A 24,327-nucleotide genomic window follows, 5' to 3' on the forward strand; every position below is an offset into this window, starting at 1 on the left:
GGTGCCCGCTCGCTCAGATGAACAGGGTCGTTCCGGACTTGTGCGCCTCGCCGAGGAAGGTGGCGACCCCACCCAGCTCGATGCCGTCGCGCAGGTCGCTCTCGGCGATGCCGAGCAGATCCATCGTCATCGTGCAGCCGATGATCCGCGCGCCGCCCTGCAATGCGGCGTCGATGAGCTCAGGAACCGTGTGCACCGAGTGCTGGTGCATCACATGCTTGATCATGGCCGGCCCCATGCCTGCCATGTTCATCTGCGACAGCGGCAGATGGTCGGGGCCGGACGGCATCATCAGGCCGAACATGCGCTCGAGAGCCTTGCGCTCACGCCGAGGCGGATCCTCGCGTCGCAGTGCGTTCAGGCCCCAGAACGTGAAGAACATCGCGACCTTCTGGCCCATCGCGAGGGCGCCGTTGGCGATGATGAACGCGGCCAGCACTTTGTCCATGTCACCGGAGAACACCACGAACGACACCTGGTCGAGCGTCGCGACGGCTTTCGAGGCGGATGCTGCCGCATCGCGCTTGCGGAAGGCGGCGACGTAGCCCGGACCCTCGGGCTGCATCGACAGCAGTTCGTGGCCTTTCGTGGCAGCCCACGCCGGACCGTCGGAGGCGAACCCGGGGTCCGAGACGTGCACCACGACGTCGTCGCCGACCGCGACCTCGTCCATCGTCTGCGCGAGCCTCATGATCGGACCGGGGCACGCGAGGCCGGTGCAGTCGAGATCGACGACCGTTCCCGTGCCATGCACGTCCTTCACGAGGTCGACCGACTCGGCGTAGGCGATCTCGGCCGGCTTCGATGCCGTCGACACCGGCTCGAGATCGTGCCAGAAGCGGAACGTCGTGGATCCGCCCGAGAGCGTCGCGACATCCTCGAAGCCGTTCTGGATCAGCAGCCGGTACGCCAGGTAGCTGCGGAACCCGACCGCGCAGTACAGGCGGATCGGGACCGCACGATCCCACGACACCTGCGCCACGCGCATCGTCGCGAGCGGGACGTTCTCGGCGCCGGGAAGGTGCCAGATCGCATACTCCTCCGGCGTGCGCACGTCGATGATGCGGGCTCCGGCGACCGCCTCGGGGAAGTCTTTCGCGTACCAGAGCACGAGGTCGCCCTGCAGCACGTTCGAGGCGACGAACCCCGCCATGTTGACCGGGTCCTTCGCCGAGCCGAACGGCGGCGCGTAGGCGAGTTCGAGTTCCTCAAGATCACGCACGGTGGCGCCGAGACGGATCGCGGTGGCGAAGACATCCAGCCGCTTGTCGACGCCGTCGAAGCCCGCGATCTGCGCGCCGAGAATTCGGCCGTCGTCGGGTGTGAAGAGCAGCTTGATGTGCATCATCGCCGTTCCGGGGTAGTACCCGGCGTGGCCCGACGGATGGACGTGCACCGTCCGGAAGTCGAGGCCGGCGCGTTCGAGTTGCCGCTCGGTGGCGCCGGTCGCGCCGGCGGTCATCTCGAACACCTTCACGACCGACGTTCCCTGGGTCGAGCGGTACTCCGTGTCTCTGCCGCACATGTTCTCGGCGGCGACGCGCGCCTGCCTGTTCGCGGGTCCGGCGAGCGGTGTGACCCAGGTGCCGGGAAGCACCGTGTGCGCTGTCTCGACGGCATCGCCGGCGGCCCAGATGTGCGCGTCGGACGTGCGCATATGCGTGTCGACGACCACGCCGCCGCGAGGGCCGATCGCCAGTCCCGCCCCGGTCGCGAGCGCGGCGTTCGGCCGCACGCCGGCCGACATGATCACAAGGTCGGCATCCAGCACCGTCCCGTTGTTGAGTTCCACGCGGATGCCGCCTGCCGGCACCGCGGCGAAGGCTGCCGCCGCCGTTCCCAGGTGCAGCTCCACGCCCCGGCCACGCACGTGCTGCTCGACCGGAATCGACACCTCCTTGTCGAGCGGCGGCAGGATCTGATCGGCGATCTCGACGACGGCGACCTCCGCACCGCGGTGACGGAAGTTCTCTGCCATCTCGAGGCCGATGTACCCGGCGCCGATCACGACCGCCCGGGGCGCGCGACCGGCGGCCCCCGCCGCCGCGAAGGCACTGTCGAGGCGCTGCTTGATCGCATCCATGTCTTCGATGTTGCGGAGCACGTGGATGCCCGGCAGGTCTGCGCCGGGAAGCGAGAGGTGCACGGGCTCCGCGCCCGTGCACAGCGCCAGCGCGTCGTACGACTCGGTGTACTCGCGCCCCGTCGCCCCTTCGCGCACGGTGACGGTCTGCGCGGCGGGATCCAGCCCGATCACGTCGCTGCCGGTTCGCACGTCGAGGTCGAGCGCATCGCGCAGGCTCTCGGGCGTCTGCAGCAGTAGACGGCTGCGATCGGAGATCACGCCGCCGATGTGGTACGGGAGTCCGCAGTTCGCGAACGACACGTAATCCCCCCGCTCGAGCACGACGATGTCTGCGGACTCGTCGAGCCGACGGGCCCGCGCCGCGACCGATGCGCCTCCGGCGACTCCGCCGACGATCACGATCTTCATGAGGTTTCCTCCTCCGCAGACCAGCGCGATGTGGTCTGACCACACGAGGCTACGACTGGCGGCCGTCGACGACAGGGCCGAAGGTCCCGCGAACGGGTCGCCGGTCGAGCTCATGCACGCGGCTTGACTATCGTCGAACCAGAACGGAGGCGCGATGTTCGTCGAAGGATTCCGGCTGGTGCGGCCCGGGCGCGAGGCCGACGTCGAGCGTGCGCGTGCCGCGAAGCGCCGCACCGAGATATTGGCGGTCACCGCCGGGATCGTGGTCGGCACTCTTCTGACGACGCTGACTTACCTCATCGGTGCGCCGTGGGTGAACTCGCTCGGGCTCGACCCGCTGCGGTATCCGCTCGCCTGGATCGCGCCGATCACCCTCGGGCTGATCGGCGGCGTCGCGACGTGGTGGCTGATCGGAGACCGGGCCGAGCAACGCTGGCTGCGAAAGCTCGACGACCCGGATCTCACCCGCAGCGCATACGCCTTCCGCGACTACTACGGCGGCCTGCCTGAGGGAATCCCCGCGCAGGAACTGTGGGACGCACTCGATGACCCCGGCGGCGTCTCCGCCAGCCCGCTCAACGAGCGCATCATGCTCGACCTGTGGGGCGAGCGCGGGCGGGCCACCGACCCGGAAGCGGCTCCCTGACCACGCGTCACCGTGACGCCACAATGGGTCGATGGACTACGACATCGACGACGACCCCGCGCGGATCCAGCGCGACGTGGTGTGGGAGTGGCTTTCGGCCAACGCCTACTGGGGCCGCTGGCGCGGCCGCGACGAGATCGAGGCGCAGATCGCGGGCGCCTGGCGCGTGGTGGGCGTGTACCGCGCCGACACCGGCGCGCAGATCGGCTTCGCCCGCGCCGTCAGCGACGGGATCGGCTTCGCCTACCTCGCCGACGTCTACATCGCCGAGCCGCACCAGGGCGCGGGCCTCGGGCGGCGCCTGCTCGCGCGCATGATCGACGAGGGTCCGGGGCACGACTTCCGCTGGACGCTCTTCACGCGCGACGCGCACACCCTGTACGCCGAGTTCGGGTTCGAAGAGCCCGACCAGACGGCGATGGTGCGGCGCGCCGCACCCGCGAAGCGGTGAGGGGCTCGGTCAGCGGCCGAGACGACGCAGATTGCGGCGTGGCCGCCGCTTAGCCGACACTCTGCGTCGTCTCGGCCCGTCGTCGCCCGGCATCCCACCCCCGAGATGACGCAGACGGCACTCCGAACGCCATCGGGCAGCAATCTACGTCGTCTCGCCGCCGGGAAGGCCGGAACGCGGAACGGCAGGAGGGCGCGCGCCGCCCCGCGAAGCGGCGAGGGAGCGGATGCCGAACCCTCGGCATCCGCTCCCTCAGAACCGAACCTGCTACCGCTGGCGCTTCTCGCGCACCCGCATGTTGACGACGATGGGCGTGCCCTCGAAGCCCCAGATCTCGCGCAGGCGCCGCTGGATGAACCGGCGGTAGCCCGGGTCGAGGAACCCGGTCGTGAAGAGCACGAACGTCGGCGGACGCGTCGAGGCCTGCGTTCCGAACAGGATGCGCGGCTGCTTTCCACCGCGCAGCGGGTGCGGGTGCTCGGCGACGAGCTCCGACAGGAATGCGTTGAACTTGCCCGTCGGGATGCGCTTGTCCCATGAGTCGAGCGCGGTCTCGAGAGCCGGCACGAGCTTCTCGAGGTGACGCCCGGTACGCGCCGAGATGTTGACGCGCGGCGCCCACGCGACGTGCGCGAGGTCCTGCTCGATCTCGCGCTCGAGGTAGCGGCGGCGCTCGATGTCTTCGTAGTGGGGCGTGTTCAGCAGATCCCACTTGTTGTACGCGAGCACGAGCGCGCGGCCCGACTCGAGCACGAGGTCGATGATGCGCACGTCCTGCTCGCTGATCGGCTCGCTCACGTCGAGGACGACGACGGCGACCTCGGCTTTCTCGAGCGCGGCCGACGTGCGCAGCGACGCATAGAAGTCGGCGCCCTGCTGAAGGTGCACACGACGACGGATGCCGGCGGTGTCGACGAACCGCCACAGCTTGCCGCCGACGTCGACGATCTCATCGACCGGGTCGCGCGTGGTGCCGGCGAGCTCGTTGACGACGACGCGCTCTTCGCCCGCGGCCTTGTTCAGCAGCGACGACTTGCCGACGTTCGGGCGGCCGAGGATCGCGACGCGGCGCGGGCCGCCGATCTCCTGCTTGGCAACGGCCGACACCGTCGGCAGCACCTTCATGACCTCGTCGAGGAGGTCGGCGACGCCGCGGCCGTGGATGGCCGAGACCGGGTGCGGCTCGCCGAGGCCGAGGTTCCACAACGGTGCGGCCTCGGGCTCGTGGCGGGCGTCGTCGATCTTGTTCGCGACGAGGAAGACGGGCTTGCCGCTCTTGCGCAGCAGCTTCACGACCTGCTCGTCGGTCGAGGTCGCGCCGACCATGGCGTCGACGACGAACAGCACGACGTCGCACAGGTCGATCGCGATCTCGGCCTGAGCGGCGACGGACTTGTCGATGCCGCGCGCGTCGGGCTCCCAGCCGCCGGTGTCGACGATCGTGTAGCGGCGATCCATCCACTCGGCCTTGTACGTCACGCGGTCGCGCGTGACACCCGGAGTGTCTTCCACGACGGCCTCGCGGCGGCCGAGGATGCGGTTCACGAGCGCCGACTTGCCGACGTTCGGGCGGCCGACGATCGCGACCACCGGCAGGGCCGGCAGATACTCGATGCCGTCTTCGCCGAGCTCGACGCCCACGAGGAGCGCGGCATCCTCATCGTCGAGCTCGTAGTCGGCGAGGCCGGCGCGCAGCGCCGTGGCGCGCTGCTCGGCAAGGGTCTCGTCAAGATCGGCGAGGCTCTCTGCGAGGCGGTCGGGGCCGCCTTCGTATTCGTCGTCGCGGTCGTCAGCGGCCATCGTTCGCTCCAGAGTGTGCAGGCACCGCAGTGCGGATGACGTCCAGCACCGCGGAGACGGTCTGGTCGAAGTCGAGGTCGGTGGAATCGACGACCGCGACGCCCGGGGCGGCGGTGAGGAAGTCGACCACCGCGGAATCGGAGGCGTCGCGGCGGTGGAGCGCGGCGGCGACGGCCGCGGCATCCTGGCCCGTCGTCTCGGCGCTGCGCCGCGCGGCGCGCACGTCGGGGTGCGCGGTGAGGAGAATGCGCGCGGGCGCGTCGGGGGCGACGACGGTCGTGATGTCGCGTCCTTCGACGACGACACCCGGGCGATCGGATGCCGCCACCATCGCGCGGAACATCGCGGTGACCGCCTGCCGCACGGCAGGCACGCGGGCGACGCCGCTGACGGCCTCGGCGACGCGCGGCTCGCGGATCGCGTCGGTCACGTCGACACCGCCGACCCGCACGCGGTAGCGGTCGGGGTCGAGCGAGATGTCGACGTCGAAGTCGCCGGCGACATCGAGCACCGACGACGAGTCGGACGTGTCGATGCCGTGCTTCAGGGCGTGCCACGCGAGGGCCCGGTACGCGGCGCCGGTGTCGAGGTAGCCGTAGCCGAGGCGGCGGGCCACCTGCTTCGACACGCTCGACTTGCCGCTGCCGGCAGGTCCGTCGATCGCGACGACGATCGTGTCGGTCGTCGTGGCGGTGGTGAGGTCAGTCATTGGTGGTACTCGCAATCTTCCAGCCGCGGGCTTCGAGCCCGTCGACAGCACGGCGGACGGCACCGGGCACGACGCTGATCTCGGCGAGGCCGAACTGCGCGCCGGGCGAATGCTCGAGCCGGAGGTCTTCCACGTTCACGTCGAGCTCGCCGAGCTCGCCGAACAGGCGCCCCAGCTGACCGGGGGTGTCGTCGACCATGACGACCACCTGCTCGAAGCGGCGGTTCTGCCCGTGCTTTCCGGGCAGGCGCTCGACGCCGTCGTTGCCGCGGCGGATCGTGTCGGCGACGGCACGGCGCGCTCCAGGCGCCTCGGGGGCGCGGAGGGCATCCGCGACCGACGACAGGTCGGCGGCGAGCGCGTCGAGCACGTCGACGACGGGCTCGGCGTTGGCGCCCAGGATCTGCACCCAGAGCTCGGGGGCGGATGCCGCGATGCGCGTCGTGTCGCGCACGCCCTGGCCGGCGAGGCGCAGCGACCCGTCGGGCGCGTCGACGAAACGGCCGGCGAGCAGGCTCGCGACCAGCTGCGGCACATGCGAGACGAGCGCGACGGCGCGGTCGTGGTCTTCGGGAGACATCTCGAGCGGCGTCGCGCCGAGGTCGAGGGCGAGGCCTTCGACGAGGGCGAGATCGGATGCCGAGGTCTCGCCGTCGCGGCAGACGACCCACGGGCGGCCCACGAAGATGTCGGCGCGGGCCGAGATCGCACCGCCCCGCTCACGCCCGGCGAGCGGGTGCGAGCCGATGTAGCGGGCGAGGTCGATGCCGCGGGCCTGGAGCGTCCGCAGCGGCTCGAGCTTGACGCTCGCGACGTCGGTGACGACGGCGTTCGGGTAGTGCGAGAGCTCACGCTCGATGACGTCGGCGGTGACATCCGGCGGCACGGCCACCACGACGAGCACTGGGTCGTCGCCCTCGGCGGCTGTCCGGCCTGCGCCGTAATCGACGGCCAGCCGCAGCTGCGACGGAGACGTGTCGGCGAGCGCGACGTCGACGCCGAGAGCGCTCAGCGCGTGCCCGATGCTCGCGCCGAGGAGTCCTGCCCCGACGACGCGCACGGTGCCGTGCACGCGTGCCGCGAGCGGAGCGTCGACGGCGCGCGCACGCGCGGCGTCGTTCTCGCGCGCGGCGATCGCCGGGGATTCGGTCACTGGGTCTCCTGGTCGCTCCGCGGATCGGCGGTGCTGTCACGGCGCACGGTGTCGTCCTGCGCGGCCTGGCGCGCGAGAGTCAGCAGCGCGCCCCGCTCCACTTTAGTCAACTCGCGTGCACGCCCGGCTGGCAGTGTTCCCAGGTGGAGCGGCCCGAACTGGCGCCGGACGAGCTCGACCACCGGGTGTCCGACCGCCGCCAGCATGCGGCGGACGATCCGATTGCGCCCCGAATGCAGCGTCAGCTCGACCAGCGATTCGTCCTGGCCGCTCGTGGAGTTCGCCGATGCCGACAGCAGTCGCGCCTTGTCGGCGGCGATCGGACCGTCCTCCAGCTCGATCCCGCGGATGAGCTTCTGGATGGTCTGGGCCGTCACCCGCCCGTCGACCTTCGCGATGTAGACCTTCGTCACCCCGAACGAGGGGTGGGCCAGCACGTGGGCGAGCTCACCGTCGTTGGTGAGCACGAGCAGACCGCTCGTCTCGGCATCCAATCGCCCGACGTTGTAGAGGCGCTCCTCCCACTCCTGCGTGAAGCGACGCAGGTCGGGGCGCCCGCGGTCGTCCTTCATCGAGCTCACGACGCCGGTGGGCTTGTTGAGCATGACGTAGCGCTTGGACTGATCGAGCTGCACCGCGGTGCCGTCGACGTCGACGAGGTCGTTCTCGGGGTCGATGCGGGAGCCCAGCTCGCTCACGACCTCGCCGTTCACGCGCACGCGGCCCTCGACGATCAGCTGCTCGGCGACGCGCCGCGAGGCGACGCCCGCGTTGGCGAGCACCTTCTGCAGCCGCACGCCCTCGGTGTTCTCTGCATCGCTCATCGACGCACCTCGCTTTCGAATCCGTCGGTGCCGTCGTCGAGCAGCGGTGAGATATGCGGCAGCTCGTCGAGCGAGTTGATGCCGAGGTTCACCAGAAGCGCGTCGGTGGTGCCGTAGTTGATGGCGCCGGTCTCGGCGTCGGTGAAGACTTCGGTGATGAGGCCCCGCGAGAGGAGCGTGCGGACGACCGAGTCGACGTTGACCGCACGGATCGATGCCACCTGCCCGCGCGTGACCGGCTGCTTGTACGCGATGACCGCGAGGGTCTCCAGCGCCGCCTGCGAGAGCCGCGACGGCGCCTGCGCGTTGACGAACTCCGAGATGAGGTCGTCATGCTCCTCGCGCACGTACAGCCGCCAGCCACCGCCCACCTCGCGCAGCTCGAAGCCGCGGCGGGGGCCGCCAGAGCGTCCGTCGTAGTCGGCGACGAGCGTCTCGACCGCCTGCCGCACGGCCGGCACGGGGGCGGCGACCGCGGTCGCCAGGCTCACGAGGCTCTGCGGCTCGTCGACGATCAGCAGGATCGCCTCGAGACGGCGGGCGACGTCGGCCGTCGGCGTCTGCTCCGGCGGTGTGGCGTCATCTGTCATAGTCGGCTCCCAGGGTCGCGAGGTTCTCGTCCGACCACCGCTGCGCGCTCCAGCGGAGGGTCAGCTCGCCGAGCGGCTCGAGCTGCTCGAACGAGAGGGCGGCGTGGCGGTAGAGCTCGAGCACCGAGAGGAATCGCGCCACCACGACGCCGGGCTGCGTGACACCGGCGACCAGCTCGCGGAAGCTCAAGGCACCGGCATCCCGAAGCAGCGTCACGACGATCGCAGCCTGCTCACGGATGCTGACCAGCGGCGCGTGCAGGTGATCGAGCCCGACATGGGGGATCTCCTTCGGCGTCATCGCGAGGATCGCGAGCGCGGCGAAGTCGTCGACGGTGAGGGTCCAGACGAGCTCGGGCACGGCATTGCGGTACTTCTCGTCGAGCCGCACCGCCCGCACGTGCCGCCGGTCCTCGCGCCGCAGCGAGCGCTCGAACCAGGCCGAGACCTCTTTGAACGCGCGGTATTGCAGGAGGCGGGCGAACAGCAGATCGCGCGCCTCGAGGAGGGCGACGGACTCGGCGTCGATGAGCTCGCCCTGCGGCAGCAGCCCCGCGACCTTCATGTCGAGGAGGGTCGCCGCGACCACGAGGAACTCCGAGGCCTCGTCGAGGTCTTCGTCGGGTCCGAGCGCGCGCAGGTGCGCGATGAAATCGGCCGTCACGAGCGACAGCGAGACCTCGGTGATGTCGAGTTCGTGCTTCGAGATGAGCGACAGCAGCAGGTCGAACGGCCCGTCGAAGTTCGACAGCGAGACGCGGAACCCTTCGTCTCGCTCACGCTCGCTCAGGGACCGCCCTTCGTCGGACGCGGGGCTCTCGTCAGGCGACGGCGCCACGGGCGACCAGCTCCCGCGCCAGCCGCAGGTAGGCCTGGGCAGCCGCGTGCTCGGGCGCGAACTCGGTGATCGGCATGCCCGACACCGAGGCGTCGGGGAACTTCACCGTGCGCCCGATGACCGTCTCGAGCACGTCGTCGCCGAACGCGTCGACGACCCGCTCGAGCACCTCGCGCGAGTGGAGCGTGCGGGCGTCGTACATCGTGGCGAGCACGCCGTCGAGCGTGATCGTGGGGTTCAGGCGATCGCGCACCTTGTCGATCGTCTCGATGAGCATCGCGACGCCGCGGAGCGCGAAGAACTCGCACTCCAGCGGAATGACCACGCCGTGGCTCGCCGTCAGCGCGTTGACCGTCAGCAGGCCGAGCGAGGGCTGGCAGTCGATGAGGATGACGTCGTAGTCGGGAGCGACCTTGCGCAGCGCGCGCGAGAGCGTCTGCTCGCGCGCGACCTCGTTGACCAGGTGCACCTCGGCGGCCGACAGGTCGATGTTCGCCGGGATCACGTCGAGGTTCGGCACGCGGGACTCGACGACGACGTCGTGCGGGTCGCGCTTTCCGTCGAGCAGCAGGTCGTAGATCGTCGGGATCTCGTGGGTCTGGATGCCGAGACCGGCCGACAGCGCACCCTGCGGGTCGAAGTCGACGGCGAGCACCTTGCGGCCGTAGCTGGCGAGAGCTGCCGCCAGATTGATGGTCGTCGTCGTCTTGCCGACGCCGCCCTTCTGGTTGCACAGCGAGATGATGCGCGCGGGTCCGTGGCCGTCGAGCTTCGGAGGGGTCGGGAAGCCGTGGTACGGACGCCCGGTGGGACCGATCGGGGTCTCGTCCTGTGAGGGCTTCGTCGCGCCCCGCTTGCTGCCCGTCACAGACTCTCCTGACTTCGCGGCTGTGTTCGCTCGATTCTAGCCACGCGGGCCCGTCCCGCCGGGATCAGCGGGCCCGCGGATGCGAGGTCGCGTACACATCGCGCAGCGCATCGACCGACACGTGCGTGTAGATCTGGGTCGTCGCGACCGACGCATGCCCGAGGAGCTCCTGCACGACGCGCACGTCGGCACCGCCCTGGAGCAGGTGTGTGGCGAACGAATGACGCAGCGTATGCGGCGACACGTGGGCGGTGAGGTGGGCGCGCTCGGCGGCCGCGCGGATCACGAGCCACGCGCTCTGGCGCGAAAGCGGCGCCCCGCGCGCCCCGAGGAAGAGCCGCGGCGTCGCACGCCCCCGCCGCGAGAGCTCGGGCCGGGCACGCGTGAGGTACGTGTCGACGGCGGCGCGCGCGTACGAGCCGATCGGAACGATGCGCTCCTTCGAGCCCTTGCCGCGCACGCGCAGCACGTCGCCGTGCGCGAGGTCGTCGACGTCGAGCTGCACGATCTCCGACACCCGGGCGCCGGTGGCGTACAGGAGCTCCAGCAGGGCGCGGTCGCGCATGCCGACCAGGTCGCCGGGCTCCGCTCCCCCGGCGGCCTCGAGCAGCTTCTCGACCTGATCGATCGTGAGAGCCTTCGGCAGCCGCTGCGCCTGCTTCGGCGGCCGCAGTCGCGCCGTCGGGTCATCGGTCTCGATGCCCTCCCGCGCCAGGAAGCGGTGGAGCCCGCGCACCGACGACTGCAGGCGGGCGAGGCTCGATGCCGCGATCGCGGGCTCGGCCGCCGCCCGCTCGGCGGCGAAGGCCGCCACGAGGTCCGCCGTCACTCCGCCCGTGTCGTCGACGCCCTGACCCCCGAGCCAGGCGATGTATCCCGCGAGATCGTGCCGATAGGCCGCGACCGTGTGCTCGGAGAGCCCGCGTTCGATCGAGATGTGCCGAAGGTAGGAGTCCACCGCACGCTCGAGCCGCATGTCAGTCTCCGGACGCCTCCGGTGCCGCAGGCCCGCGCAGCGCCTCGGCCGCGGCGAGCACGCCGACGGCGAGGATGCCGTTGCGGAGGCGCCCGGCGAGCACGCCGGCGACGGCATCCTCGAGCGCCACCCACTCGACGCGGATATCGGCCTCCTCGGCCTCGCGCGCGTGCACCTCGCCCACGTGCGAGAGGCCGCGGGCGAGGAAGACGTGCACGACCTCGTCGTTGCCGCCGGGAGTCGTGAAGATGCTCACGAGCGGCTGCCACGACGACGCCGCGAGGTCGGCCTCTTCGGCGAGCTCCCGCCGCGCCGTCTCGAGGGGCTCTTCACCGGCGACATCGAGGAGCCCCGCGGGGATCTCCCAATCGCGGTGTCGGATCGGATGCCGATACTGCTGGATCAGCAGGACGCGGTTCTCGGCATCCACCGCGACGATGGCCGCAGCCCCCGGGTGGACGACGTACTGGCGGACGATCTCGCCGTCGCCATAGCGCACCCGATCATTCCGCACGTCCCACACGCGACCCTCGTACACGAGGTCGCTGTGCAGCACGTCGGCCGACACGGGCTCGTCGCGGAGTTCCTCCGACGCCACGTCAGCCGTTCCCGAGCTCGTCGAAGGGCTCGACGTCGAACAGCTCGCTCGAGCGGTGACGCTCGACGGCTGCCGCGATCAGCCCGCGGAAGAGCGGATGCGGGTCGGTCGGGCGCGAGCGCAGCTCGGGGTGCGCCTGCGTGGCGATGTAGTACGGATGCACGTCGCGCGGCAGCTCGACGTACTCGACGAGGTTGCGGTCGGGCGACAGGCCCGAGAACCACAGCCCCGCCTCGGCGATCTGGTCGCGATAGCGGTTGTTGACCTCGTACCGATGCCGGTGCCGCTCGAGCGCACGGTCGGATCCGTAAACCTCGGCGGCGAGCGATCCCTCGGCGAGATCGGCCGGGTACAGCCCCAGCCGCATCGTGCCGCCCATGTCGCCGTGCTCGAGGATGTCGACCTGCTCGGCCATCGTCGCGATCACGGGGAACGCGGTGTCTGGTTCGAACTCGCTCGAGGATGCGCCCTCGAGGCCGACGACGTTGCGGGCGTACTCGATGACCATGCACTGCAGGCCGAGGCAGATGCCGAGCGTCGGGATGCCCTGCTCGCGCGCGAAGCGCAGCGCGCCGAGCTTGCCCTCGATGCCGCGGATGCCGAAGCCACCCGGCACGATGATGCCGTCGACGCCGCTCAGCGCCTTGGCAGCGCCCTCGGGCGTCTCGCACGTGTCGGACGGGATCCACGTGATCGCGACCTTGGTCTCTTGCGCGAAGCCGCCGGCCTTGAGCGCCTCGGTGACCGAGAGGTAGGCGTCCGGCAGATCGATGTACTTGCCGACCAGGCCGATCGTCACATCGTGCTTCGGGTTGTGCACGGCCTGGAGCACCCGCTCCCACCGCGACCAGTCCACCTCGGCTGCCTGGGTGAGCCCCAGCGCCCGCACGATGTACTCGTCGAGTCCCTGCTCGTTGAGCATGGTGGGGATGTCGTAGATGCTCGGCACGTCGACCGCGTTGACGACCGCGCCCTCGTCGACGTCGCACATGAGCGCGATCTTGCGCTTGTTCGACTCGGTGACGGGCCGGTCGCTGCGCAGCACCAGCGCGTCGGGCTGGATGCCGATCGACCGCAGCGTCGCGACGGAGTGCTGCGTGGGCTTGGTCTTCTGCTCGCCCGAAGCGCCCATGAAGGGCACGAGCGAGACGTGCACGAAGAAGACGTTGTTGCGCCCCAGTTCGTGACGGATCTGGCGCGCCGACTCGATGAACGGCTGCGACTCGATGTCGCCGACCGTGCCGCCGATCTCGGTGATGATCACGTCGGGCTTCGGCGTCTCGTCGGCCTGCAGGCGCATGCGGCGCTTGATCTCGTCGGTGATGTGCGGGATCACCTGCACGGTGTCGCCCAGGTACTCGCCGCGGCGCTCCTTCGCGATGACCTGCGAGTAGATCTGCCCCGTCGTGACGTTGGCGGCCTGGCTCAGTTCGATGTCGAGGAAGCGCTCGTAGTGGCCGATGTCGAGGTCGGTCTCGGCGCCGTCGTCGGTCACGAAGACCTCGCCGTGCTGGAACGGGTTCATGGTTCCCGGATCCACGTTGAGGTACGGGTCGAGCTTCTGCATCACGACGCGCAAGCCCCGCGCGGTGAGGAGGTTGCCGAGGCTGGCGGCCGTGAGGCCCTTGCCCAAAGAGGAAACGACACCACCGGTCACGAAGATGTGTTTGGTGGTGTCGTTCGGAGTATCGCCGCGGAAAGAACCAGAAGTCTGCATCACGGGCTTTTATCCTATCAGTGGTCGGCGGTGCGGAGACTGAGCAACTCCCGGGCGTGGGTCAGCGCGGCATCCGAATCCGGCATTCCCGAGAGCAATCGGGCCATCTCGGCTTCGCGATCGGCGCCTTCCAGGCGTCGGACATCGGATGCCGTCACCGACCCGTTGCCGGCTTTGACCACGCTCAGGTGGTTGGTGGCGAAGGCCGCGACCTGCGCGAGGTGGGTCACGGCGATCACCTGCGACGAGCGCGCCAGCCGCGCGAGGCGGCGGCCGACCTCGATCGCCGCTGCTCCGCCGATGCCGGCATCCACCTCGTCGAAGACGAAGGTCGGAACCGGGTCGACGGCGGCGATCACGACCTCGATCGCGAGCATGACGCGGCTGAGTTCTCCGCCGGACGCGCCCTTCGACACCGGCCGCGGATCCGCGCCGGCATGCGGCGACAGCAGGATCGCCACGTCGTCGCGCCCCGACGCGGTCTCGGCACCCGGCGTGACCGCGACGCTCAGTCGCGCGTCGGGCATGGCCAGGGCGCGGAGCTCTTCGGTGACGGCGGCGCCCAGTCGCTCTGCCGCCGCGGTGCGGGCATCGGTGAGGGCGATGGCGCACCCATCGAGGACGGATGCCGCGGCATCCCGCTCTTCGCGGAGGCGATCGATCCGATCGCCGTCATCGTCGAGTTCGGCCAGTCGCGCGGAGCCGGTGTCGAGCAGTGCGAGGGCCGCGTCGAGCGAGCCGTGCGCGCGGACGAGAGCCGACAGCACCGCGCGGCGCTCCTCCACGGCGGCGAGCTCGTGCGGGCCGGACTCGTCGAGGTCGGCGAGGTAGCCGGCAAGGCCGGCCGCGACGTCGGCGACGCGGTAGCCGAGGTCGGCAACCTGCGCCGCGAGGTCTTCGAGAGCCGGATCGTGGGCGCGCTCGAGCGCTCGCCGGGCGTCGGCGAGGAGGGCGCCGGCATCCGGCCCGTCGCCGTCGCCCGAGAGCGCGTCGTGCGCTGTCGCCGCGGCCGTGCGCAGCTCTTCCGCGTTCGCGAGGCGCTCCGCACGGACGGCGAGCTCGGTGTCTTCGTTCGCCACCGGCGCCGCCTGCTCGATGTCGGCGAGCTGCGCGCGCAGATCGGCCGCCTCACGCGCGCGGGAAACCTGGTCGTCGACGAGCTCGGCGAGCTCGCGATCGGCGGAACGCCAGCGCTCGTAGGCGGCGCGGTAGTCGGCGCGGGCGGACTGCACCGGCTCGCCGCCGAAGCGGTCGAGCGCGTCGCGCTGCGCCGCCGCGGAGCGCAGTCGCAGCTGGTCGGACTGGCCGTGGACCACCACCAGATCGTCGGCGAGGTCGGCGAGCACCCCCGCGGGCGCCGCCCGGCCGCCGACCGACGCGCGGCCCCGACCCTCGCTCGAGATCGAGCGGCCGACGAACAGCTCTGCCCGCCCGTCGCCGATCGGCTCGAGGTCACCGCCCGCTTCGCGCACGCGGTCGGCGACCGGCCCGTCGTCGGCGATGATCCAGACGCCGTCGACCGTCGCCTGGGCGGCCCCCGCACGCACGGCGCCCGAATCGGCTCGCTGGCCGAGCAGCAGCCCGAGTCCGGTCACGACCATGGTCTTGCCGGCGCCCGTCTCACCCGTGATCGCCGTGAAGCCGGGCCCGATGGGAAGCGTCGCCTCGGCGATCACCCCGAGATCGCGCAGGCGCATCTCCTCGATCACGGAGCGATCCCCGGTTCTGCCGCAGACGCGGGGCCGCGCCATCCGTCCACCGGCAGCCGGAACTTGCGCACCAGGCGATCCGTGAACGCCGCCGGGTGCAGACGTGCGAGCCGTACCGGCCGCTCCGAGCGGCGCACGACGACGCGAGCCCCTGCCGGCAGGTCGTGCGAGCGGCGGCCGTCCGCCCACAGGATGCCCAGCCCGTTGGTGCGCTCGAGCAGCTCGATCGCCACCGCGTGCTCGGGGCCGACCACCAACGGCTTCGCGAACAGGGCGTGCGCCGACAGCGGCACGACCGAGATCGCCTCGACGGTCGGCCAGATCACGGGGCCGCCGGCGGAGAAGTTGTAGGCGGTCGATCCGGTCGGGGTCGACACGACGACGCCGTCGCAGCCGAACGAGGACAGCGGCCTGCCGTCGACCTCGATCACGACCTCGAGCATCCGCTCGCGGCTCGCCTTCTCGACGGTCGCCTCGTTGAGCGCCCACGTCTCGTACAGCAGCGAGTCGTCGGCATCCTTCACGCGAACCTGCAGCGCGAGGCGCTCTTCGACGTCGTAGTCTCGCGCGATCACGCGACGCACGGCGTTGTCCATGTCGTCACGCTCGATCTCGGCGAGGAAGCCCACGTGCCCCATGTTGATACCGAGCACGGGAGCCGTGCCGTCGCGGACGAGCTCCGCCGCGCGCAGGATCGTGCCGTCGCCGCCCAAGACGATCGCGAGTTCGACGTCGTGGACGGGAACATCGACTCCCAGCACCGCGACGTCGGCGAACGATCCGCGCACGGCGCTCAGCTCTGCCCGGTCGTCGGCCGCGAGCACCGGGCGAGCGCCCGCTTCGCGCAGGGCCGCGACGACGCGTTCGGCCGCGATCACCGTATCGGCGCGCTGGGCGTGCGCCACCACGAGGATGCTGCGCTCGGCGTCGGTCATGGGCTCCCCGTCAGTCGGTTCACAGTGCTCAACCATTCTGTCGGATTGCTCCCGCGTCCTGGCGCGAGGTGGGCGATGTACTCGGAATTGCCGTAGGTTCCCACGATCGGGGAGGAGACGATGCCGCAGGTGCCGAGGCCCGCGTCCCACGCCGCCCAGAGGATCCGCGCGACGGCGTCGGCGCGCAGAGTCGGATTCGTCACGAGTCCGCCCTTCACGGCCGTGCGGCCGACCTCGAACTGCGGTTTGATCAGGAGGACCAGGTCGGCGTCGGGGGCTGCCACCGCGCGTGCGGCCGGCAGCACATGCGTGAGCGAGATGAACGACAGGTCGCCGGTGACGACGCCGGGTGCGGCATCCACCCCGCTCGCGTCGCGCAGCGACTCGGGGGTCATGTAGCGGACGTTGAATCCCTCGATCGAGATGACGGAGGGGTCGAGGGCGACGGATGCCGCGAGCTGCCCGTGTCCGACATCGACGGCGATCACAGGGTCGGCGCCGCGCTCGCGCAGCACCTGGGTGAATCCCCCGGTCGACGCCCCCATGTCGAGGGCGACACGGCCGCGGACGTCGACGCCGAAGGCATCGAGGCCTGCCAGGAGCTTGTGCGCGGCGCGGCTCACATAATGGTCCGCGACCGCGACCTCGAGTACCGCGTCGTCACCGACAGGTGTGGCGGCCTTGACGACGGCGCGACCGTCGACGCTCACGAGACCCTCGGCGATGAGGGTGGCCGCGTGGGTCCGCGAACGCGCGAGCCCGCGTGCAGCCAATGCCGCGTCGAGGCGCTGCGTCACGAGTGCGCGGCGCCGGGCGCGGATTCGAGGCGACGCGCGAGCGTGTCGTGCAACGACTCGTACGCCTCGGCGCGAGATGCCAGCGGCTGGCCTTCGATCACTTCGAGCGACGACAGCAGATCGCTGTCATCGCGGTTCTCGGGCTGGTCCATCGCCCCAGGATACGGCGTGAGTCCCCCGGTCACCGGGCGTCACGGCCGGTGGAACGGATCCGCGTACAGCTGCTCGGGAACACGGAAGCCGTAGATCGCGCGACCGGTCGCCCAGATCGCCGCGGCACCGGCACGCAGCAGGTCGATCGGCCGGCCCTCGGCGATGATGCGGACATCCGGGCCTTCGATCCGCACGCTCGCACCGCCGACGGTCGCCTGGTCACCCTCGAGGCGCACGTCGGGATACGGCTCGTGGAGCTCGCGCAGGTCGCCGAGGATGAACGTCGGCTGCGAGCCCGCGGGCGCCGCGAGCACGTGCTTGGGCCGATCGATGCCGGTGAGCACGAGCGCCGATGGGATGCCGGCACGGTTGGCGCCGAGGATGTCGGTGTCGAGTCGGTCACCCAGGAACAGCGGATGCTGCGCCGCGAATCTCGCGACGGCTTCCTCGAAGATCGGCACCTCGGGCTTGCCGGCGACGGTCGCGAGACGCCCGATCGCGGTGTGCACGGCCGAGACCAGGGTGCCGTTCCCCGGCGCGATGCCGCGGGCCTGCGGAATGGTCCAGTCGGTGTTGGTGGCGATCCAGGGGATGCCGCCCTCGTCTTCCGGGAGAGCGAGCGCATACGCGGCCTCGGCCAGCTGCGCCCAGCCGACTTCGGGCGCGAAGCCCTGCACGACGGCGGCGGGTGCGTCATCGGCGCTGCGCGTGACGACGAAGCCCGCCTTCTCGACCTCGACGACGAGGCCTTCCCCGCCGACCACCATGATGGTCGATCCGGGGGCGACGCGGTCGGCGAGCAGACGCATCGCGGCCTGCGGACTCGTCACGATCTCGTGCGCAGCCGTCGGCAATCCGAGCTCGCTCAGGTGAGCGGCCACCGAGGCGTCGGTACGCGAGGCGTTGTTCGTGATGTAGCCGAGAGTCCGGCCCTCGGCAGCGCGGCGCAGACTCTCGACCGCGTGCGGCAGCGCGCCGGCGCCGGCGTAGACGACGCCGTCGAGATCCGCCAGCACGACGTCGACGCCGTCGAGCGGAGTCGACTCTGCCGCCCGACGCCCGAACAGCGCCATCAGTCGTCGCGCCCGTCGTCCTCGATTCCCGCGTCGGCGAGGATCTCGGCCACCTCATCCTCGACCGTCACCGCGGCGTCGGCCCGGACGTCGGCTTCGAGGATCGGGGTGGCGTCGTCGTCAGACTCGTCATCAACATCAGACTCGTCATCATCATCAGACTCAACGTCATCGTCATCGTCATCGTCATCGACGATCTCGACGTATTCGGGCTCGAGCTCCATCTCATCGATCTCCTCGATGATCACGGTCTCGAGATCATCGACGCCGCTCGCGGCATCGATGGCATCGGCTGCGACGACAGCGCGCTGGTGCCACTTCTCGGCCTCGGCATCGCGACCGAGCTCTTCGAGAACGGTGGCCCGGGCGGCGAAGAGCGCCGGACTCCACTCGAAGGCGCGGTCGGGATCGAGCTCGGGGATGTCGAGTTCCTGGAGGGCTCGCTCTGGCTCACCGAGATCCAGGCGGGCACCCGACATCGCGATCGCGAGCTCGACGCGGACGGCAGCGGGAAGGGCTGCCCGGTCGACGGATCGCCCGACCTCGAGGGCGCGATCCGGCCGGCCGACGCCGCGCTCGCTGTCGACCATGAGGGCGATCTGGTCATCACGCCCCGAGATGCGACGGAACGTCCTCAGCTCGCGCAATGCCAGGGCGTAGTCGCCCGTGGCGTAGGCGGTGATCGCAAGCGTCTCGCGGACGATCGCGATGCGACCGGCCCGACGCGACGCCGAGAGGGCGTGCTGGTGCGCCAGGTCCGGATCCTCGTCGATGAGCTGCGAGGCCATCGCGAGGTGGCGCGCGACCTGGTCTGCGTTCTCCTTGCTCAGGGTCTTGAGCTCGTTGCGAGCACCGGTGTTGAGATCCTGGGGCGTCACGTCCTCGGGGATCATCGGGTCGTCGTGATGGGGTCTGATCGCGCGGATCTCTTCGGGGCGCGTCGCCCGGTCGGGCCGATCCGCCCCGCCGCGCATCGGCCGCGGGCCGCTCTCGCGACGCTCGTACGGCTTCCGGTCGCCGTCGCGCTTCTCGTACGGCTTACGGTCACCGTCCCGCTTCGGGTACGGCTTACGGTCACCGTCGCGCGGCGGGTACGGGCGCTTGTCGCCGTCACGCTTCACGTACGGCCGGTCACCGTCGCGCTTCTCGTACGGCTTACGGTCACCGTCCCGCTTCGGGTACGGCTTACGGTCACCGTCGCGCGGCTGGTACGGGCGCTTGTCGCCGTCACGCTTCACGTACGGCCGGTCACCGTCGCGCTTCTCGTAGGGCTTCCGCTCACCGTCCCGCTTCGGGTACGGCTTACGGTCACCGTCGCGCGGCGGGTACGGGCGCTTGTCGCCGTCACGCTTCACGTACGGCTTCTTGTCGCCATCACGCTTCACGTACGGCTTCTTGCCTGCGGCGTGCGGTGGACGACTGTCGTGCGCTCGGGGAGGACGGCTCCCGGTGCGCGGGCGCTGCTCGTGATCGGCTGCGCCGTCGCGCGACTCGTGGTCTGCCATCTCTCGATCCTCCCGAATGCAACGCCCGGAGGCAATGTTGGTTGTTAACGTGAAAGGGCCACCCAGCGTTGGGTGGCCCTTTCATGAAAGAAGTCCGGCGGTGTCCTACTCTCCCACAGGGTCCCCCCTGCAGTACCATCGGCGCTGAGAGGCTTAGCTTCCGGGTTCGGAATGGGACCGGGCGTTTCCCTCTCGCTATGGCCGCCGAAACACTATTGATGTTTCAGTCTGCACAACAAAAGCATTTGTTATGCGGTTCTCGACCGTACATCGAGAACCACTCAGTGGACGCAAGCACCAGAAACGGTGTGTTATCAAGTCATCGGCTTATTAGTACCAGTCAGCTGCACGCATTGCTGCGCTTCCACATCTGGCCTATCAACCCAGTAGTCTGGCTGGGAGCCTCTCACCCGAAGGTATGGAAGTCTCATCTTGAGGCCGGCTTCCCGCTTAGATGCTTTCAGCGGTTATCCATCCCGAACGTAGCTAATCAGCGGTGCTCCTGGCGGAACAACTGACACACCAGAGGTTCGTCCAACCCGGTCCTCTCGTACTAGGGTCAGATCCTCTCAAACTTCCTACGCGCGCAGCGGATAGGGACCGAACTGTCTCACGACGTTCTAAACCCAGCTCGCGTACCGCTTTAATGGGCGAACAGCCCAACCCTTGGGACCTACTCCAGCCCCAGGATGCGACGAGCCGACATCGAGGTGCCAAACCATGCCGTCGATATGGACTCTTGGGCAAGATCAGCCTGTTATCCCCGAGGTACCTTTTATCCGTTGAGCGACAGCGCTTCCACAAGCCACTGCCGGATCACTAGTCCCGACTTTCGTCCCTGCTCGACCTGTCAGTCTCACAGTCAAGCTCCCTTGTGCACTTACACTCGACACCTGATTGCCAACCAGGTTGAGGGAACCTTTGGGCGCCTCCGTTACTTTTTGGGAGGCAACCGCCCCAGTTAAACTACCCACCAGGCACTGTCCCTGAACCGGATTACGGTTCGAAGTTAGATATCCAGAGTGACCAGAGTGGTATTTCAACAACGACTCCACACGAACTAGCGTCCGTGCTTCACAGTCTCCCACCTATCCTACACAAGCCACACCGAACACCAATACCAAGCTGTAGTAAAGGTCACGGGGTCTTTCCGTCCTGCTGCGCGTAACGAGCATCTTTACTCGTAATGCAATTTCGCCGAGTTCGCGGTTGAGACAGTTGGGAAGTCGTTACGCCATTCGTGCAGGTCGGAACTTACCCGACAAGGAATTTCGCTACCTTAGGATGGTTATAGTTACCACCGCCGTTTACTGGGGCTTAAATTCTCAGCTTCGCCTTGCGGCTAACCGGTCCTCTTAACCTTCCAGCACCGGGCAGGCGTCAGTCCGTATACATCGTCTTGCGACTTGGCACGGACCTGTGTTTTTAGTAAACAGTCGCTACCCACTAGTCTCTGCGGCCTCCAAACGCTTTCGGAGCAAGTCCTAATACGCCGAAGGCCCCCCTTCTCCCGAAGTTACGGGGGCATTTTGCCGAGTTCCTTAACCACGATTCTCTCGATCTCCTTAGTATTCTCTACCTGACCACCTGAGTCGGTTTGGGGTACGGGCAGCTAGAACCTCGCGTCGATGCTTTTCTTGGCAGCATAGGATCACCCACTTTTCATCCGCATCGTGTCTCAGCCTGCATGAGTCGCGGATTTGCCTACGACTCGGCCTACGCACTTGCCCCGGGACAACCATCGCCCGGGTTGGGCTACCTTCCTGCGTCACACCTGTTAATACGCTAACCGCCTCAGCATAGGGTCGTGTGCTAGGCCCAACGCTTCACCCCGAAGGGATCCGTCACAGGGATTCAGACACTTAGCATTACTGGATTGGTTTGGGCGGTTCTTCGCCGGTACGGGAATATCAACCCGTTGTCCATCGACTACGCCTGTCGGCCTCGCCTTAGGTCCCGACTTACCCAGGGAAGATTAGCTTGACCCTGGAACCCTTGGTCTTTCGGAGGACGTGTTTCTCACACGTCTTTCGCTACTCATGCCTGCATTCTCACTCGTGTAGCCTCCACGGCTGGTTCACACCGCCGCTTCGCTGGCCACACGACGCTCTCCTACCCATCAACACGGCTGGACCACGAAGGCCTACCAATAATGTCAATGCCACAACTTCGGTGGCGTGCTTGAGCCCCGTTACATTGTCGGCGCGGAATCACTTGACCAGTGAGCTATTACGCACTCTTTCAAGGGTGGCTGCTTCTAAGCCAACCTCCTGGTTGTCTAAGCAACTCCACATCCTTTCCCACTTAGCACGCGCTTAGGGACCTTAGTTGGTGGTCTGGGTTGTTTCCCTCTCGACTATGAAGCTTATCCCCCACAGTCTCACTGCTGCGCTCTCACTTACCGGCATTCGGAGTTTGGCTGACGTCAGTAACCTTGTAGGGCCCATCGGCCATCCAGTAGCTCTACCTCCGGCAAGAAACACGCAACGCTGCACCTAAATGCATTTCGGAGAGAACCAGCTATCACGAAGTTTGATTGGCCTTTCACCCCTATCCACAGCTCATCCCCTCAGTTTTCAACCTAAGTGGGTTCGGTCCTCCACGACGTCTTACCGTCGCTTCAACCTGGCCATGGATAGATCACTTCGCTTCGGGTCTAGGACATGCGACTGAATCGCCCTATTCAGACTCGCTTTCGCTACGGCTACCCCACACGGGTTAACCTCGCCACATATCGCTAACTCGCAGGCTCATTCTTCAAAAGGCACGCTGTCACAGCTGCTATGGCTGCTCCAACGGTTTGTAAGCAAACGGTTTCAGGTACTATTTCACTCCCCTCCCGGGGTACTTTTCACCTTTCCCTCACGGTACTTGTCCGCTATCGGTCATCTGGGAGTATTTAGGCTTATCAGGTGGTCCTGACAGATTCACACGGGATTTCTCGGGCCCCGTGCTACTTGGGATACTCTTCGCGTCAAGAGAGGCATTTCGACTACGGGGTTGGCACCCTCTATGACCGGCCTTTCAAGACCGTTCGTCTATACCTTCTTGTAACGCCGACAGATCGGCAGACCTGTCTGAAAAGTCCCACAACCCCGAATACGCAACTCCTGCCGGATATCACACGTACTCGGTTTAGCCTGTTCCGGTTTCGCTCGCCACTACTAACGGAATCGCGGTTGCTTTCTCTTCCTGTGGGTACTGAGATGTTTCACTTCCCCACGTTCCCTCTACCCGCCCTATATATTCAGGCGGGAGTCACCAGGTCGGCACGCCGCCCAGCGGGGTTTCCCCATTCGGAAATCCTCGGATCACAGTGTGCTTATCCACTCCCCGAGGCTTATCGCAGATTGCTACGTCCTTCTTCGGCTCCAGATGCCAAGGCATCCACCGTTTGCTCTTAAAGACTTGAAATCACATGAGTTTTCATCAAAGAATCGGTTCGACCCGAAGGCCGACTCGAAATTGACTAATGATCTTTAAGATCATCAATATGAACCGATCAAAGATCAGTTCAAAAGATGCTCGCGTCCACTGTGTAGTTCTCAAAGTACGGGCGGTACCCTCCCCGCAACCAGCAGCAAGCCGGCAACAGAAAAGGCCCCGAGGTTCGTCAACCAGGCCCGAAGACCCAGCATCCGGTCCCTCAGGACCCAACAGCGTGCATATGCCGGCAGCATCACCCCAACCGTTCCAACCGCAAGCGGCGTACTAGATTCAGGATCCCCTGACCGGCATCTTGTCTAATGTTCCACCCATGAGCTACCAGCGAGAAACATGTGTTCTCGATCTGGCGCCTGGACACCCCAAAGGGTGCCAGATGCTCCTTAGAAAGGAGGTGATCCAGCCGCACCTTCCGGTACGGCTACCTTGTTACGACTTAGTCCTAATTACCGATCCCACCTTCGACGGCTCCCTCCACAAGGGTTGGGCCACCGGCTTCAGGTGTTACCGACTTTCATGACTTGACGGGCGGTGTGTACAAGACCCGGGAACGTATTCACCGCAGCGTTGCTGATCTGCGATTACTAGCGACTCCGACTTCATGAGGTCGAGTTGCAGACCTCAATCCGAACTGGGACCGGCTTTTTGGGATTCGCTCCACCTCACGGTATTGCAGCCCTTTGTACCGGCCATTGTAGCATGCGTGAAGCCCAAGACATAAGGGGCATGATGATTTGACGTCATCCCCACCTTCCTCCGAGTTGACCCCGGCAGTATCCCATGAGTTCCCACCATTACGTGCTGGCAACATAGAACGAGGGTTGCGCTCGTTGCGGGACTTAACCCAACATCTCACGACACGAGCTGACGACAACCATGCACCACCTGTTTACGAGTGTCCAAAGAGTTCTACATTTCTGCAGCGTTCTCGTATATGTCAAGCCTTGGTAAGGTTCTTCGCGTTGCATCGAATTAATCCGCATGCTCCGCCGCTTGTGCGGGTCCCCGTCAATTCCTTTGAGTTTTAGCCTTGCGGCCGTACTCCCC

At 67.7% G+C, this 24,327-nt stretch carries 19 protein-coding genes and 3 rRNA genes; 2 read left to right on the forward strand and 20 right to left on the reverse strand.

What is annotated here, in order from left to right; genetic code table 11:
• Positions 1 to 13: 13 nt before the first annotated feature.
• On the reverse strand, positions 14 to 2,494 hold the full coding sequence (locus FFS15_RS08980) for an FAD-dependent oxidoreductase (RefSeq protein WP_137844703.1): 2,481 nt from the start codon (positions 2,492 to 2,494) through the stop codon (positions 14 to 16).
• A 154-nt stretch (positions 2,495 to 2,648) separates the two neighbouring features.
• Here FFS15_RS08980 and FFS15_RS08985 point away from each other — a divergent pair, with 154 nt between their 5' ends.
• Complete coding sequence (locus FFS15_RS08985) at positions 2,649 to 3,140, forward strand: hypothetical protein (RefSeq protein ID WP_137844680.1); 492 nt, start codon at positions 2,649 to 2,651, stop codon at positions 3,138 to 3,140.
• 31 nt (positions 3,141 to 3,171) lie between these two features.
• Complete coding sequence (locus FFS15_RS08990; protein ID WP_137844681.1) at positions 3,172 to 3,591, forward strand: GNAT family N-acetyltransferase; 420 nt, start codon at positions 3,172 to 3,174, stop codon at positions 3,589 to 3,591.
• 267 nt (positions 3,592 to 3,858) lie between these two features.
• Here FFS15_RS08990 and der read toward each other — a convergent pair whose 3' ends face one another.
• The 19 genes from der to FFS15_RS09080 all read right to left on the reverse strand — a co-directional run.
• On the reverse strand, positions 3,859 to 5,391 hold the full coding sequence (gene der / locus FFS15_RS08995; protein ID WP_137844682.1) for a ribosome biogenesis GTPase Der: 1,533 nt from the start codon (positions 5,389 to 5,391) through the stop codon (positions 3,859 to 3,861).
• Positions 5,381 to 6,100: a (d)CMP kinase gene (gene cmk / locus FFS15_RS09000; protein ID WP_137844683.1), complete on the reverse strand. Its 720-nt coding sequence runs from the start codon at positions 6,098 to 6,100 to the stop codon at positions 5,381 to 5,383. Before cmk ends, der begins: the two co-directional genes overlap by 11 nt.
• The gene (locus FFS15_RS09005) at positions 6,093 to 7,235 is read right to left on the reverse strand and encodes a prephenate dehydrogenase (protein WP_137844704.1); all 1,143 of its coding nucleotides are present in this window, start codon (positions 7,233 to 7,235) and stop codon (positions 6,093 to 6,095) included. The genes cmk and FFS15_RS09005 overlap by 8 nt, the downstream gene beginning before the upstream one ends.
• Positions 7,236 to 7,249: 14 nt before the next feature.
• Complete coding sequence (locus FFS15_RS09010; protein ID WP_137844684.1) at positions 7,250 to 8,077, reverse strand: pseudouridine synthase; 828 nt, start codon at positions 8,075 to 8,077, stop codon at positions 7,250 to 7,252.
• Positions 8,074 to 8,667, reverse strand: coding sequence for an SMC-Scp complex subunit ScpB (gene scpB / locus FFS15_RS09015; RefSeq protein WP_137844685.1), 594 nt, complete (start codon positions 8,665 to 8,667; stop codon positions 8,074 to 8,076). Before scpB ends, FFS15_RS09010 begins: the two co-directional genes overlap by 4 nt.
• The gene (locus FFS15_RS09020; protein WP_137844686.1) at positions 8,657 to 9,505 is read right to left on the reverse strand and encodes a ScpA family protein; all 849 of its coding nucleotides are present in this window, start codon (positions 9,503 to 9,505) and stop codon (positions 8,657 to 8,659) included. The genes scpB and FFS15_RS09020 overlap by 11 nt, the downstream gene beginning before the upstream one ends.
• Positions 9,489 to 10,373 (reverse strand): ParA family protein, encoded by an 885-nt coding sequence (locus FFS15_RS09025; protein ID WP_137844687.1) that lies wholly within the window; start codon positions 10,371 to 10,373, stop codon positions 9,489 to 9,491. Before FFS15_RS09025 ends, FFS15_RS09020 begins: the two co-directional genes overlap by 17 nt.
• A gap of 64 nt (positions 10,374 to 10,437) precedes the next feature.
• Positions 10,438 to 11,349 carry a site-specific tyrosine recombinase XerD gene (gene xerD / locus FFS15_RS09030; protein ID WP_137844688.1) on the reverse strand — a complete coding sequence of 304 codons (912 nt, stop codon included), beginning with the start codon at positions 11,347 to 11,349 and terminating at the stop codon, positions 10,438 to 10,440.
• Between the two features lies 1 nt (position 11,350).
• Positions 11,351 to 11,947 (reverse strand): NUDIX hydrolase, encoded by a 597-nt coding sequence (locus FFS15_RS09035; protein WP_137844689.1) that lies wholly within the window; start codon positions 11,945 to 11,947, stop codon positions 11,351 to 11,353.
• A gap of 1 nt (position 11,948) precedes the next feature.
• Positions 11,949 to 13,664, reverse strand: a complete 1,716-nt coding sequence (locus FFS15_RS09040; RefSeq protein ID WP_137844705.1) for a CTP synthase — start codon at positions 13,662 to 13,664, stop codon at positions 11,949 to 11,951.
• A gap of 17 nt (positions 13,665 to 13,681) precedes the next feature.
• Entirely contained in the window at positions 13,682 to 15,373 is a 1,692-nt protein-coding gene (gene recN / locus FFS15_RS09045; protein WP_137844690.1) for a DNA repair protein RecN, read from the reverse strand.
• Positions 15,370 to 16,308, reverse strand: a complete 939-nt coding sequence (locus tag FFS15_RS09050) for an NAD kinase (protein WP_137844691.1) — start codon at positions 16,306 to 16,308, stop codon at positions 15,370 to 15,372. Before FFS15_RS09050 ends, recN begins: the two co-directional genes overlap by 4 nt.
• Positions 16,305 to 17,105 carry a TlyA family RNA methyltransferase gene (locus FFS15_RS09055; RefSeq protein ID WP_137844692.1) on the reverse strand — a complete coding sequence of 267 codons (801 nt, stop codon included), beginning with the start codon at positions 17,103 to 17,105 and terminating at the stop codon, positions 16,305 to 16,307. The genes FFS15_RS09050 and FFS15_RS09055 overlap by 4 nt, the downstream gene beginning before the upstream one ends.
• Complete coding sequence (locus tag FFS15_RS18620; protein ID WP_171013138.1) at positions 17,102 to 17,257, reverse strand: hypothetical protein; 156 nt, start codon at positions 17,255 to 17,257, stop codon at positions 17,102 to 17,104. Before FFS15_RS18620 ends, FFS15_RS09055 begins: the two co-directional genes overlap by 4 nt.
• Positions 17,258 to 17,296: 39 nt before the next feature.
• The gene (locus FFS15_RS09060; RefSeq protein WP_137844693.1) at positions 17,297 to 18,331 is read right to left on the reverse strand and encodes an HAD-IIA family hydrolase; all 1,035 of its coding nucleotides are present in this window, start codon (positions 18,329 to 18,331) and stop codon (positions 17,297 to 17,299) included.
• Positions 18,331 to 19,836: a primosomal protein gene (locus FFS15_RS18975; RefSeq protein WP_349290459.1), complete on the reverse strand. Its 1,506-nt coding sequence runs from the start codon at positions 19,834 to 19,836 to the stop codon at positions 18,331 to 18,333. The genes FFS15_RS09060 and FFS15_RS18975 overlap by 1 nt, the downstream gene beginning before the upstream one ends.
• 92 nt (positions 19,837 to 19,928) lie before the next feature.
• Positions 19,929 to 20,045: ribosomal RNA gene (gene rrf / locus FFS15_RS09070) — 5S ribosomal RNA — on the reverse strand.
• Between the two features lie 101 nt (positions 20,046 to 20,146).
• Positions 20,147 to 23,250, reverse strand: a 23S ribosomal RNA gene (locus tag FFS15_RS09075).
• A 417-nt stretch (positions 23,251 to 23,667) separates the two neighbouring features.
• A 16S ribosomal RNA gene (locus tag FFS15_RS09080) occupies positions 23,668 to 24,327 on the reverse strand; the annotation flags it as partial.

The organism is Microbacterium sp. 2FI (assembly GCF_005502885.1).
In the GTDB taxonomy this organism is placed as follows: Bacteria; Actinomycetota; Actinomycetes; order Actinomycetales; family Microbacteriaceae; genus Microbacterium.

Excerpts from the sequence above, each read along its gene's own strand:
- FFS15_RS18975 (WP_349290459.1), bottom strand. The coding sequence starts at position 19,836 with ATGGCAGACCACGAGTCGCGCGACGGCGCAGCCGATCACGAGCAGCGC.
- FFS15_RS08985 (WP_137844680.1), top strand. The coding sequence starts at position 2,649 with ATGTTCGTCGAAGGATTCCGGCTGGTGCGGCCCGGGCGCGAGGCCGAC.
- xerD (WP_137844688.1), bottom strand. The coding sequence starts at position 11,349 with ATGCGGCTCGAGCGTGCGGTGGACTCCTACCTTCGGCACATCTCGATC.
- FFS15_RS08990 (WP_137844681.1), top strand. The coding sequence starts at position 3,172 with ATGGACTACGACATCGACGACGACCCCGCGCGGATCCAGCGCGACGTG.
- scpB (WP_137844685.1), bottom strand. The coding sequence starts at position 8,667 with ATGACAGATGACGCCACACCGCCGGAGCAGACGCCGACGGCCGACGTC.
- FFS15_RS18620 (WP_171013138.1), bottom strand. The coding sequence starts at position 17,257 with ATGGACCAGCCCGAGAACCGCGATGACAGCGATCTGCTGTCGTCGCTC.
- FFS15_RS09010 (WP_137844684.1), bottom strand. The coding sequence starts at position 8,077 with ATGAGCGATGCAGAGAACACCGAGGGCGTGCGGCTGCAGAAGGTGCTC.
- cmk (WP_137844683.1), bottom strand. The coding sequence starts at position 6,100 with ATGACTGACCTCACCACCGCCACGACGACCGACACGATCGTCGTCGCG.
- FFS15_RS09060 (WP_137844693.1), bottom strand. The coding sequence starts at position 18,331 with ATGGCGCTGTTCGGGCGTCGGGCGGCAGAGTCGACTCCGCTCGACGGC.
- FFS15_RS09050 (WP_137844691.1), bottom strand. The coding sequence starts at position 16,308 with ATGACCGACGCCGAGCGCAGCATCCTCGTGGTGGCGCACGCCCAGCGC.
- FFS15_RS08980 (WP_137844703.1), bottom strand. The coding sequence starts at position 2,494 with ATGAAGATCGTGATCGTCGGCGGAGTCGCCGGAGGCGCATCGGTCGCG.
- FFS15_RS09040 (WP_137844705.1), bottom strand. The coding sequence starts at position 13,664 with ATGCAGACTTCTGGTTCTTTCCGCGGCGATACTCCGAACGACACCACC.
- der (WP_137844682.1), bottom strand. The coding sequence starts at position 5,391 with ATGGCCGCTGACGACCGCGACGACGAATACGAAGGCGGCCCCGACCGC.